Source organism: Aquimarina sp. U1-2 (assembly GCF_017897595.1).
Taxonomy (GTDB): domain Bacteria; phylum Bacteroidota; class Bacteroidia; order Flavobacteriales; family Flavobacteriaceae; genus Aquimarina.
The window spans coordinates 103,732-117,294 of sequence record NZ_JAGKIK010000006.1; the positions used below are offsets into that span (position 1 = coordinate 103,732).

Consider the following 13,563-nt stretch of genomic DNA (forward strand, 5'->3'; position numbering starts at 1 on the left):
GTTTTTTATTAATGTAGCCATTTCTCTACACTAAAAAACATAAAAAAAATGAGTTACACCCTTTGGAAACAAACCAGAACGAGTTCATTATCATAGGTTAAACTTACTTTATTTAAGTGGGATAATAAAATAGGCTCGTTGTGATCCTCTTCATTATAGAGAGGATAAGAGCGTTTAAAAGGTACTTCGCTTAGTTATTAGCGACTTTCACTCATTCAAAATGTATTTTGCCTCATTTTTGATTTTTTCTATATAAAGTTGAACTTAATTTCATCCCGAATTAAAATACCGAAATAATGAAAAAAATTATGATTTACAGCATTTTAACTATGCTATCGTATACATCTTGTACTGCTAAAAATAAGTCTCAAAGCGAAGTTCTTTCTGCTCAAAAACGTACGCATACGATTCATACCACAAAAGCAGATCCGAATACACGTAACATTCAAGTTGCACTTTTACTAGATACCAGCAATAGTATGGATGGTTTGATCGATCAGGCAAAAGCGCAATTATGGGAAATAGTCAATGAACTTTCGTATGCAAAATGCGGAACAAATGACATTAAGCTACAAATAGCATTGTACGAATATGGAAACGATAGATTAACAGCAAGTGAAGGGTTTGTGCGCCAGGTATTGCCTTTTTCTGAAGACCTAGATGAGATATCCAAAGAACTTTTTGCATTAACAACGAATGGAGGAAACGAGTATTGTGGTAAAGTAATTCACACCTCGATCAACCAACTCGATTGGGAAAGAAATTACGACCACTTAAAACTTATTTTTATTGCAGGAAATGAACCGTTTACCCAAGGCCCTGTGAATTATACCGATGCTGCTACTGATGCACTCGAGAAGGACGTTACTATCAACACTATTTTTTGTGGTAATTATAACCAAGGGATCAACACTATGTGGAAACACGGTGCAGAAATTACAAAAGGTCAGTATAGTGCCATAGACCATAACAAGACTACTTTGCATATTGCCACACCCTACGATGACATTATTTTGGAACTTAATAATCAGCTAAACGATACATATATCTACTACGGAACCAAAGGTGCACAAAAAAGAGTGGTTCAAAAAGAACAAGATAAAAATGCAGCCTCATACAGTGCTGCCAATGCTGTAAGCCGAACGATAAGTAAAAGTTCTGGATTTTATAAAAATAAAAGCTGGGACCTTATTGACGCTGCCGAAGATGAATCGTTTGAGATTGACAAAGTAGCCAAAGATGATTTACCGCAAGAACTTAAAGAAAAATCTAAAGCAGCACTAAAACAGCATATCGCAGAAAAAAGCAAAAAAAGAAAAGAAATACAGCAAAAAATACAAGAACTTAATAAAAAGCGAGTAGCCTACATCAAAAATAATCGTAAGGTCGAAGCATCTAACCTAGAACAAGCTTTACTTAACGCTATTAAAAAACAAGGTCAAAAAAAGACGTTTACCTGGGAGTAAGATACGATATAATGTATAAGCGAACGTTGGGGCATTCTTATGCGGCTGTATTCAAGAAAACAACATTTTTGTAAAAAGCTCAATACAAAAGATAATCGTACAATACCGTATAACAGCCTCTAATGGGCATTCACCGCAGGGCATTTGCAGTTCCAACGTTCTTTAATTTTACCAAAGTCATACCCCAAAGTAAGCTGATGAAATCCACCATTGCTCAACACTACAGAATTAGATTGATGACTGTACGTGTATCCAACCAGCCATTTTTTATAATTGACTCCTAAAAATGGTGTAAAGTATTGCAATTGTTGATTTTCTACAGAAGTGCCGTCCTGCGAGAATTCGGCTCCGTCTAAACTACGCCTGTATGATAACCCACCCCATATTGTAGTTTTTTCGTTAAGTTCTCTATATACCTTTGCATTAGCATCAATACTACTCTCTTGTGTTTGATCTGTTGCCTGGTACAACAGCGAAGGCTCTAAGCTCCATTTATCATTAAACTCGAATAAACGACCAAACGAAGCCACATATCTACGCTGATTATTAGACTCTTGAATAGGTGTGTTATTGGCAAAAATATCTCTGGTAGTGGGTAAAATATTCTTCACAGTAAAGTGAGCATACCATTCTAGATAATTATACGATACCCCTACATCAATGTTATAATAAGCATCTTTCTGAATACGATCCAAAATAACCGGATCTGGATCTACGGGGTCATCAAGACCTCTTAAATCGACATCAGATTGGATAAATCCTCCACTAACCCCAAAAGAAAGCATATTTAAATCAGTTCTATCTCTCGAAAATAACAAGTGGTATGCAAACGTAACATAAACTCCTGTTTGCGAAAATCTACCATTTTCATCTTTAAAAATAATGCCTCCTAAACCGGTTTTATCGCCTATTCTAAAATTTAAATTTGCAGATTGTAAATTGGGTGCATTATCTACATCAAACCACTGTTTACGAGCAGTAAGTCGTATTTTATTTGCGTTTGCAGCTCCCGCCATCGCAGGATGTACCAGATATAAATTATCAGAAAGATAGTCTGCGTATACGGGGATACCTTCTTGCGCTAGAGCAATACGGGATAGCAACATCAAGAATAGTACATAAGTAGTTTTTAGGTTCATTTGGGCACTGTCTTTAATGGGGACAAACAGAGTTCGCGTATACAACTAAACTATTATAAATAGCCTATATTGTGGGGCTTCGCTATTAGTTTAACAATTTTTTTTGATTCTTTAGAATCTCAAAGATATAAATTTTTGTTAGAAACTAAGACTTTAAATCTATTAAGTAAGAGTTGTTAAAAATTGTTAGGAGCATACTTACAAGCCTAAATATCGCATCGCTTTTAGTAAATTTGTCAAAAATTTATTCATGAAAAAGAATTTTGAAATAAAAATAGAGCATACTTCTAATCCCAATATAGTCAAGTTTGAAGCCAATCATTTTTTAACACAGCACACCAGCTATGAGTTTGAAAATATTGATCAAGCCAAAAATTCACCATTAGCGCAACAACTGTTTTACTTGCCTTTTGTGAAGAGAGTATTCATTGCTCAAAATTTTGTAGCTATAGATAAATATGATATAGTGGAATGGAATGATGTTGAAGAAGAAGTTTCAGAACAAATTGAAAAATACCTCAATAGCGATCAACCTGTAGTTACAGAAACTGAAAACAATCAAAAAATACCTGTTACCATCTATGCCGAAAGCACACCCAACCCTGCTGTACTAAAATTCGTAGCCAACAAAAAACTAGTTACCGCCGGACACGAATTTAAAAACATTGATGATGCCAAAGAATCACCACTAGTGCAAGAACTATTTCATTTACCTTTTGTAAAAGAAGTTTACATTGACGAAAATTACATTTCTATCAGCAAATATGATATGGCCGATTGGAATGATATTACCATTGAAATTCGGGAGTTTTTAAGAAATTATCTAGAGCAAGGTAAAGAAGTATTATCGGCAAACGCAGTAGTGTCAAAAAAAGAAATAGAGAAGCAAGCAGACCTGGATTTTGAGAATCTCGATGATGTGTCAAAAGATATCGTTAATATCATCGAAGAATATATTAAACCAGCAGTCGCTAGTGATGGTGGAAACATCTTGTTCGACTCATATGACCCAAAGAGCAAAGGCGTGAAAGTTATTTTACAGGGAGCTTGTAGTGGCTGTCCCTCGTCTACTTTTACCTTAAAAAATGGAATCGAGAACATGCTGAAAGAGATGTTAAAAGATAAAGTCGAATACGTAGAAGCTTTGAATGGATAAGATAGAGACTCTAGAAACTAGACTTTAGATTTTAGATAGTGAATTACATTAAGGTAAACCCAAGAAGTATTCGTTGAGAACTAATTTTTATTCGAGGGAAACATTCCATGATCTTAAATATTGATTATTGATTGAAAGAATTCTTTTTTTACTTTTTAAAGAGCTTAGTATCTCGTATATTGATGGATATTTGAAAATTAACTTAAAATATTAAAAAAATGGCAATCATCAAGGTAATAGAGGTATTAGCAAATTCAGAAAAAAGTTGGGAAGATGCTACTAATAATGCTATAAAGCATGCAAGTAAAACTGTAAAAAATATCCGTTCTGCATATGTAGCAGAGCATAGTGTAACTGTAGATAATAACCAGGTTTCACAATATAGAGTTAATCTTAAAATTTCATTTCAAATTGATTGAAAATATCTCGTAATTCGTCACAAAAGGCATTCTGATTCAGGATGCTTTTTATATTTTTAAAATAAAGTTAGACCCGGATTATGCATTATAAAATCTATTACGGCTTGAACTACATAATCCGAGTTAAATTGACAATCATGAAATACTGGTTTGTAGTACTTATCATCTTACTCGTTTCCTGTACACGTCAAAAAAAATCTTTAATGGAAGAGCAACATCCCTTTACGAATGATCTAATTCATGAAACGAGTCCGTATTTACTACAGCATGCACATAATCCTGTAGACTGGAAGCCATGGAATCAAAAAGTGCTCGATCAAGCGAAGCAAAATGATCAACTTATCATCATAAGTGTGGGCTACGCTGCCTGCCACTGGTGTCACGTCATGGAGCATGAAAGTTTTGAAGACCCCGAAGTCGCAAAAATAATGAACGGCCAGTATATTTCTATTAAAGTAGACAGAGAAGAACGACCAGATATAGATCAGGTGTATATGAACGCTGTTCAATTAATGACCGGTAGTGGTGGTTGGCCATTAAATGTAGTTGCACTTCCAGATGGGCGACCCGTTTGGGGAGGAACCTATTTTCCAAAAGAAAATTGGATTGATGCACTTCAACAAATCTCAGACCTGTACAAAAAACAACCAGAAAAACTAATCGAATATGCAGAAAAATTAGAAGAAGGTATAAAGGCGGTTGATGTTATAACAGCTAATCCTGACCCAATGAAATTTGATAAAGAATTTCTAGAGGCTGCCGTAAAAAAGTGGAGTGAACAATTTGATCATACTAATGGAGGGACGAAAAGGGTTCCCAAATTTATGATGCCCAATAATTATCATTTCCTTTTGCGATATGCGCATCAAACTGAAAATAGTGAATTGTTATCTTTTGTGTACAAAACGCTTACTCAAATTTCATTTGGTGGTATTTACGATCATATAGGAGGCGGATTTTCTCGGTATGCTACAGATGCTAAATGGCATATCCCCCATTTCGAGAAAATGTTATACGATAATGCGCAACTTGTAAGTGTTTACTGCGATGCATATTTGGTAACCAAAGATGAGTGGTTCAAAACCGTAGTTTTTGAGACGCTAGCATTTGTATCTCGTGAGCTTACCAGCAAAGAGGGTGCATTTTATTCATCTTTGGATGCTGATAGCCTTGCAAAAAATGGCGAGTTAGAAGAAGGCGCTTTTTACATCTGGTCCAAAACAGAGCTTGAAACACTTTTGGGTGATGATTTTATGCTATTTTCGAAATACTATAACATCAATGATTACGGTTTATGGGAAAATCAACAGTATGTATTGATTAGAAGAGATCAGGATGCTAACTTCAGTTTACAGTATGCATTAGGTGATGAAATAGTGTCTGAAAAGGTGAAAGCCTGGAAAAAAAAGCTGTTTGACTATAGAGAACAACGACCAAAACCAAGATTGGATGATAAAACCTTAACTTCTTGGAACGCTTTAATGCTAAAAGCATATCTCGATGCTTACCGCGTTTTTGGAGATCAAAAATTTTTAGATATCGCCTATAAAAATGCTCATTTTATTGAAAAAAATCAATTACAGCGTGACGCTACACTTCTTCATAGCTATAAAAACGGTAAAAGCACAGTTAATGGCTATCTAGAGGACTACGCAACAGTAATTGAAGCATTTCTGCTGTTGTATCAAAATACGTTAGATACCAAATGGCTGGACAATTCAGAAAGATTAGCGGCTTATACGATACGTCACTTTTTCGATACAGAAAAAAATATATTTTATTTCACATCTAATCAAGACCCAAAACTTATTGCTAGAACTATTGAGTCAAGTGATAATGTCATTTCATCATCTAACTCTATCATGGCTAAAAACCTCTTTTTATTATCTCATTATTACGATAAGCCTGAGTATAAAGAAATTAGTCAAAATATGCTGCATACTATAAAGCCGCAGATACAATCATATCCCTCTGGGTATGCCAACTGGTTAGATGTAATGCTTAATTATACCTTTACTTATTATGAAACTGTAGTTGTAGGAGAAGATGCATTGCAAAAAATACAAGAATTACAAAAAAAGTACATTCCTAATCAATTATTAGCAGGTAGCACCGAAGATTCTAAAATGCCACTATTACACAACAGATTCACAAATGAAAAAACATTAATTTATATATGTGTTAATAATGCATGCAAATACCCCGTTGACAATATTGAAGAGGCTATTAAGCTTCTTAAATAATTAACTTTCTTTTAACTATTTCGTGGCGTACACAAGAAGCCGGTCAATTCATAAATCGCTTTATTTTAATCAAGATAATTTCACTTATTAGTTGAAAACTAATAATTTATAGACGTTTTCAACCTAAAAAAGTGAATAAATTACGGTTTTAACGTAAAAATATTATGTTAATTTGTTATTAAAAATGCAGTTTTGCAAATAATATTAAGGTGTTTTGGAATTAATATTGAATAATTCGTAAAAATTATGATAAAATTTAAAATTAATTGTAGGTAAACTTACTTTTTTTTAATTTTATTTCAACCAAATCCCTAAATATGAAAAAATTTTTACTTCTGCTATTTTTAGCAACTACCCCAACGTTATTCGCACAATTACCTAGAGATTTATTAACTTCTACAACAAGAGTTTCAAACTTCGACGATTACAATGGTTCGATTTATATGAAATTTAGCTATAAAGAATCTAGTGTGATTGATGAAAAATCAGGAACATATGATATTAAGTTAAAATATAATGTATTTTCTGATGCCTTAGAATATAAAGTAGACTCAGATTTATTTTCTATTGTAAAAAGACCTACGGTTCATGCTCGAATCGATGGTGATTATTTTTACTATTGTAATTTTAAAACCCAAAGAGGGCTAGAAAGAAATGGATATTTTGTTCTAGTTGAGTTGAACGATAAGTATCGCATCTATAAAAAATTCACACTAAAAATAACAGATCCTATAGATGGTACAGCTACTCAGCTAAAACAACCCGGTGAATTGAGAATGATCACTACATATTATATAGAAGAAGCAGGAATTATCATGGAACTTCCTATGAATAAGAAGGATATGTTAGCCGCATTTAATGATAAAGAAGGAGAACTGAAACAATACTTGAAAAAAGAGAAAATTCGTCTTAAAAAAGAGGAAGATTTGATTAGATTCGTGGCAAGATATAATGCCCTTAAGAGTTCAGGTTCAGAACCATCACAAAGCCTATTAAGCAATCGACGTAACTAAAAATCACTATACATGCTAAACATGAATTTAAGCTTAGCGCTATTTTGATCGAAAATTTAAAGTACTAAAAAGAAAAGGTTATTATTATTTTGGAAAAGTGTCATTTACTTTTGTAGATGACACTTTTCGTATATGCATAATTTAGGATGTGATAAAGTCCTTAAGGTAGAAAGGCTCAAAATAACCTACATCTTCAAAATCGGCCTGCCTAAATTTGAGAAAGCTAAGTTTTGCCATGTCTCTTGCTGAAGGAAATTTATTTTTTAAGAAAATGGCGTTTTGATGTTGAAGAAGAGTAGAAAACTTGTCTGCACCATTGCCCAAAAAATACACCTTTCTAGACGCTACATATTCTGAAAAGGAATGCTCTGTTAAAACCTCGGCTCTGATTTCTCTAACTTCTTCATGCAAATACGAATATACACCAGCATACACTTCCATCCTTCTAGCATCAAGCATTGGAACGATAAGGGCATCTTTATCTTCCAGTTGCACCTGTAAGGATAAAGATTGTAAAGTAGGCACTGATATTAATGGAATATCTAATGCATAGCATAACCCTTTAGCTGCAGAAACCCCAATCCTTAACCCTGTATAAGATCCTGGACCCTTGCTTATAGCCACAGCAGAAATATCTTTTAAACCTATAGTAGCATCATTGATGACTTTGTTAATAAAAACGTGCAATTGTTCTGCATGAGAGTATTGCTTACTTATATCTTCTTCGATCGCAATTACATCTTCATCGTTAGTAAGCGCTACAGAACAATTGGTGGTAGACGTTTCAATACAAAGAATAAAGGCCATTTTAAAAATTTTGGCAAAGATAACCTATTGACAGCTATTAATCAGTTTTTTTTGCTTCGGTGGTTACTTTATCACCTGTTTTGAGTATTTTGGTAACAACGTTATAAGGTCCTACGATAACTTCGTCGTCTATTTCAAGACCTTTTATGATTTCGATATTACTATCGTCTTGAATACCCGTTTCAATTACCTGAAGTTTTGCAACTTCACCCTTTTTAAGAAATACACATTCAAATCTTTTATCGGCATTAGCAAGCTTTTGTTTATTGCCATTTTCTGTAACATTTGAAGTATCACTTTTAATTACAATAGCACTTATAGGAACACCAATAACACTTTCTCTTTTATCGGTTATAACATCTACTGTAGCCGTCATCCCTGGTCGAAATGGAGAATAATTCTCTGGTTTACCTTCGATAATATCTTTGTAAGAATCTTCAAGTATACGAACTTTTACTTTAAAATTTGTTACTTGATCGGCACTTGTAGCACTTTCTGCAGAATTTGCAATTTCGGTAACAAGGCCTTTAAATTCTTTTTTTAGATACGCATCTACCGCTACAAGGGTTGAATCCCCTATGGATACTTTTACGATATCATTTTCATTCACATCTACCTCAACTTCCATATTGTTAAGATTTGCTACGCGAACTATTTCGGTTCCTGCCATTTGCTGCGTACCTACCACTCGTTCACCCAATTCTACAGATAATTTTGAAATAGTCCCACTCATGGGTGCATAAATAGTAGTTCTATTCAAATTGTCTTTGGCTTCGTTTACTGTGGCTTGTGCACTTTTAACATTGTAAAAAGCAGACTGTCTTGCAGCTTTGGCGACTTCGTACGCAGATACCGAGGCATCCCAATCTGCTTTTGAGATGACTCCGCGCTCAAATAATCCTTTATTACGATCATAGTTTAGTTGAGCCTCAGTCAAGCTTGCTTCTGCTTGTTGCAGACCTGCCTTTACGTTTTGTAACGCAGCTTGTGATCGATTTAAACCTGATTGGATAATATCAGGATTAATTCGTACCAAAAGATCTCCTTTTTGAACTTGCTGACCTTCTTTAATAGGAAGATCAATAATTTCTCCTGACACCTCTGACGAGAGTTTTACTTCTACTTCTGGCTGTATTTTACCAGTTGCAGCAACTGTTTCTACAATTCTAATTTTCTCTATGATGGTGGTAGTTACCTCCTCAAAATTTCCGCTATTGCCAAACCATCCTGATTTTTTTCCATAAATAAGCACTACGATGAGTACTATTGAAATAATTAGAAGAAAAAGTAGTTTTTTTCTATTCATAATTTGTATTAGCGTCACTTAGGATATATGAAATTACAATCTTTTTGACAATAGCCAAAAAAAATAGAAAAGCTATTTGATTTATAATTTTATATCTGCGATTTTAATTCCGAAGAAAAGCTCTAAAACCTTCAATTTAAAAATATAATCAAATTTATTCTGAACTTCTTGGCTTTGAGCATTTTCCAATCTAAATTTTGATTGACTAAAATCGAATGCATTGGTCAATCCCACGTCATATCGATCTTTTGCATACTCGTACGCCCGTTCTTGTGCTTTTACAGAAACCAATGAAGCCTCATAAGCCTCTGCAGCACCTCTTGCATCTAAGTAGGCTTGATAAACATTACTATCAAGATCTAATTGCGCCTGCTCTAACTGAAATTCTGCTCGCCTGGTACTCACTTTGCTTCTTTTTACATTAGCCCGTGTGGTAAAACCATTTAACAAGGGAACATTAAGTTGTAACCCATAAGAAAATCCATCGTTTTCATATAATTGTTCTGTAAAACCTCTGGAAAAAAAATCGTTATCAGCCCATCTTGTATTGTATCCAAAAAATGCATTTAAGGTGGGATAATATCCACCTCTGGCTAGTTGCAAATCTTTTTCTGCCAACAACTTATTCTGTTCAGCAATTTGAACTTCATACCTGGCCTCTCGGGCTTCTGTCATTACAACATCAACCGGTTTTTCTAAAATTTCTGCACTGGGCACTAAATATTCTTGTTTAGCAATATCAAAGCTTTCATAATCTTTAATCAGCAACGTTTGTGCTAAACTGATTAATGAGATTTGTACAGCATTTTCTGCTTGTACGATACGTGTTAGTTCATCGGCAGAAGTTGCTTCTATCTCTAATAAATCACCTTGAGGTAATACGCCTGCATCAACTAGATCTTTGGTTCTTTGCAGTTGTTCTAAGGTAATGTCATGTTGCTTTTCTATTACTTTCAAAGATTCTTTATTAAGTAACACTTGCAAATAACTATTCGCTATAAACAAGGAGATATCATCCTTTGATTTTCCTAGATTATACTGACTAAGCAACTTATTTAATTTCGCTCTTTGTAATTGTCGCAAATTACGCAAACCATCAAATAACGTAAGTCCTACATTAACACCTGTCGTGAACGATGTAAAGGTTGCTGTTTCAAAGGCGTTAGTAACCGGATTAATGTTTGCTCCTGTATTTGATGATAACGTTCCATTAGCACTCATACTAGGTATAAAATTGCCTAATGCCGTTAGTTTATCAATACTAGCAGATTCTATATCCAACTCAGATTGTTTTATAGTAATATTATTCTCTAGAGCATATGCCACACACTCGCGCAGTGTCCACTTTTTCTCTTGCGCCTTGGTTCCGAAAATGGATAAGAGTGTAAGTAATGCAATCAAAATTTTTATTCTCATAATGCCTATACGTATATAATTGATCGATGTTGTTACAAAAAAACTAATTTATTTTAAAAGTAAACTACCTCTGGACAACCCCACGACGCATTCGTAGGAAACTGAATTTTTACTTCGAAGCAAGCCTTAGGGTGTTAAACCCCTTGTGGTGCCCATTAATTTGTAAACTCAGGTTTCTTAATGATATTCCATACTTTAAGTTTATCTTCCTCGGTGATGCCGCTTTTAATTTCGACATTGATACCATCACTTATCCCCAGTTCTATATCTCTTTTTTCGAATTGTTGATCGCCAACCTCAATTTCTACAAACGGTTTTTGGGTATCGTCATATTGTATTAACGCTTCTTTTAATGCCATAACACTATCTGCTCGGGCTAGAATTATAGACGCATTGGCACTAAGACCCGCTCTTATAAACGTACTGTCATTTTTCTCTAAAGTTCCTTTGATCTCGAATTGTATAGCGCCATTCTCTTCATTTCCTTTGGGGGCGATATAATCTAAAACAGCATCAAATTTTTTGTTCTCGATTGCGCCAACAGTTATTTCTAAGGGAAGATTCTCCTTTATTTTACCTACTTCACTTTCGTCTACTTTACCTTCAAAAATCATTTCACCAATATCTGCTACTGTAGCAATGGTGGTTCCATCATTAAAATTATTGGCTTCTATTACCTGGTTTCCTGATTTTACAGGAACTTCTAACACCATTCCGGTCACAGTAGACCGTATTAACGTATTAGCTACACTACTTAAACCTCTTGCTGTACCTGTTCTTACTATTTGATAATTTTGTTGAGCAGACTCATACGATTGTTTGGCCTGTTTATAACTTACATCTACCCCGTCAAACTCGTTGGCAGAGATCACCCCTTTATCAAAAAGTTCTTTTTGTCGATTGTAAACTTTTTCTTGATTATTAAGCGCAATTTTTGCAGTTTCTACGGCATTTTGTGCGCTTTGCAATGAAGAAATATTGGGTACTACTCTAATTTTTGCAATAAGATCACCTGATTTAATTTGATCACCAGCTTCAATATAAATTTCTTCAATAATCCCAGAAATATTAGGTTTAATAAGAACTTCTTCCTTTGGCACAATACTTCCTGTAGCTACCGCTTTTTTTATAATTGTTGCTACCGTAGCCTTTTCGGTCTCATAGGTTATAGGATCTTCTTGATTTTTTTTATACAAGTAATACAGGGATCCTACAAATACAGCTGTGATGATAAGCAATATAATAATAGTTACAGTTTTTTTCATTTTTGATATCTAGATTTGTTATACTTTTCTATTTTGAAGAAAAGCTAAATTTGATTGATTAACTTGTTATTCTGATCGCAATGCATCAATTGGTTTCGTTTTGATCGCTACTTGTGCAGGAATCAAACCCGCCAGTAATCCACTGGTAATTAATATCACTAGCGCTACAACTATCACTGACAAATCTACGCTAGGATTGGCAAACATACTATCATCATCTGGGGGTGCCCCCTCTAAAACCTTATTGATAAGAAATATAATTCCTGTAGATACTGCAATACCTGCCATACCCGAAATAATCGTAAGAAATATAGATTCTAATAAGATTTGACCCCGTACTGCCCAAGGAGAAGCTCCTAAAGCTCTACGAATACCTATTTCATTGGTTCTTTCTTTCACTACAATTAACATGATATTACTAATACCAATAATGCCTGATAACAATACGAGAGTACCTACAAAATAGGCAACCCCTTTTAAAGCTAAGAACAGACCGTTAATTTTACTGAACTCGGCAAATAAATCAAAACTCCCTACAGCCCTATTATCTTCGGGGTGTATGCTGTGATTTGTTTTAACGACTTCAATAATATCCTCTTTAAGATTGGTAATCGATTGGTCATCTTGAGCGGTTATTGCCATCCAGCCCACGCGTTCACCATAGTTGAAAGCTTGAGAAAATGAAGTAAACGGCACGTAGATTTCTTTTTGCCCTTCTTCTCCATCACCATTGTTAGATTTTTTGGAATAGGTACCAATTACCATAAAATTGACACCTTGTATTTTGATGTATTCTCCTATAGGTTCTTCTTCTTCTGAAAAGAGTTCTTTTTGCACTCCGCTGCCTATTACAGCCACTTTCCTTCTATTGTCAATATCACCATAATTAATAAATCTTCCTGAAGTAATATTGATAGGATCTTGCTTAATAATTTCGGGATAATCTCCAAACACATTAAATGCCCCTGTATTAAGCCCTCTTACTACATTATTGGATCCTCGAAAGCCTCCTAGTCGATTACGCGGTGAGACATACAATAATCCGGGTACTTCTTCTCTAATTGAAGGAACGTCACCTATTTTAAAATCATATCTTCTTCCTTTTGGCAATCCTTTGTAAGGCTTTGATACGGTTTGAGTCCACATGAACATCGTATTGGTTGCAATATCGCCAAATCCTTGTTTCACACCATTTTCAAGACCTTTACCGGCAGCCAGGAGAATAACCAGAATAAAGATGCCCCAAAAAACACCAAAAGCAGTTAATAATGTTCTAAACCAATTGGCTGTTAATGCTTCGATTATTTCGCTCCAACTATCTTTGTTTATCATG

At 34.5% G+C, this 13,563-nt stretch carries 11 protein-coding genes; 5 read left to right on the forward strand and 6 right to left on the reverse strand.

Going from position 1 to position 13,563, the window contains the following annotated elements:
• Positions 1-296 precede the first annotated feature (296 nt).
• The gene (locus J8281_RS09855) at positions 297-1,466 is read left to right on the forward strand and encodes a vWA domain-containing protein (RefSeq protein ID WP_210197448.1); all 1,170 of its coding nucleotides are present in this window, start codon (positions 297-299) and stop codon (positions 1,464-1,466) included.
• A 119-nt stretch (positions 1,467-1,585) separates the two neighbouring features.
• On the opposite strand, the gene J8281_RS09860 is transcribed toward J8281_RS09855, so the two are convergent.
• On the reverse strand, positions 1,586-2,605 hold the full coding sequence (locus J8281_RS09860) for a type IX secretion system membrane protein PorP/SprF (protein ID WP_210197449.1): 1,020 nt from the start codon (positions 2,603-2,605) through the stop codon (positions 1,586-1,588).
• A gap of 250 nt (positions 2,606-2,855) precedes the next feature.
• Between J8281_RS09860 and J8281_RS09865 the strand changes: the two genes are divergently transcribed.
• The 4 genes from J8281_RS09865 to J8281_RS09880 all read left to right on the forward strand — a co-directional run bounded on the left by J8281_RS09865 (position 2,856) and on the right by J8281_RS09880 (position 7,436).
• A complete protein-coding gene (locus J8281_RS09865; RefSeq protein WP_210197450.1) occupies positions 2,856-3,761 on the forward strand; it encodes a NifU family protein in 906 nt (301 codons plus the stop codon).
• A gap of 218 nt (positions 3,762-3,979) precedes the next feature.
• A complete protein-coding gene (locus J8281_RS09870; protein ID WP_210197451.1) occupies positions 3,980-4,180 on the forward strand; it encodes a dodecin family protein in 201 nt (66 codons plus the stop codon).
• Positions 4,181-4,317: 137 nt separating this feature from the next.
• Positions 4,318-6,423 (forward strand): thioredoxin domain-containing protein, encoded by a 2,106-nt coding sequence (locus J8281_RS09875; protein WP_210197452.1) that lies wholly within the window; start codon positions 4,318-4,320, stop codon positions 6,421-6,423.
• 317 nt (positions 6,424-6,740) lie between these two features.
• Positions 6,741-7,436 carry a hypothetical protein gene (locus J8281_RS09880; protein ID WP_210197453.1) on the forward strand — a complete coding sequence of 232 codons (696 nt, stop codon included), beginning with the start codon at positions 6,741-6,743 and terminating at the stop codon, positions 7,434-7,436.
• Between the two features lie 141 nt (positions 7,437-7,577).
• On the opposite strand, the gene tsaB is transcribed toward J8281_RS09880, so the two are convergent.
• The 5 genes from tsaB to J8281_RS09905 all read right to left on the reverse strand — a co-directional run bounded on the left by tsaB (position 7,578) and on the right by J8281_RS09905 (position 13,562).
• Positions 7,578-8,243 carry a tRNA (adenosine(37)-N6)-threonylcarbamoyltransferase complex dimerization subunit type 1 TsaB gene (gene tsaB, locus J8281_RS09885; RefSeq protein WP_210197454.1) on the reverse strand — a complete coding sequence of 222 codons (666 nt, stop codon included), beginning with the start codon at positions 8,241-8,243 and terminating at the stop codon, positions 7,578-7,580.
• Positions 8,244-8,280: 37 nt separating this feature from the next.
• Positions 8,281-9,549, reverse strand: coding sequence for an efflux RND transporter periplasmic adaptor subunit (locus J8281_RS09890; RefSeq protein ID WP_210197455.1), 1,269 nt, complete (start codon positions 9,547-9,549; stop codon positions 8,281-8,283).
• An 81-nt stretch (positions 9,550-9,630) separates the two neighbouring features.
• Positions 9,631-10,965, reverse strand: coding sequence for a TolC family protein (locus J8281_RS09895; protein ID WP_210197456.1), 1,335 nt, complete (start codon positions 10,963-10,965; stop codon positions 9,631-9,633).
• Positions 10,966-11,120: 155 nt separating this feature from the next.
• On the reverse strand, positions 11,121-12,230 hold the full coding sequence (locus J8281_RS09900) for an efflux RND transporter periplasmic adaptor subunit (protein WP_210197457.1): 1,110 nt from the start codon (positions 12,228-12,230) through the stop codon (positions 11,121-11,123).
• A gap of 66 nt (positions 12,231-12,296) precedes the next feature.
• Complete coding sequence (locus tag J8281_RS09905) at positions 12,297-13,562, reverse strand: ABC transporter permease (protein WP_210197458.1); 1,266 nt, start codon at positions 13,560-13,562, stop codon at positions 12,297-12,299.
• Position 13,563: the final 1 nt, after the last annotated feature.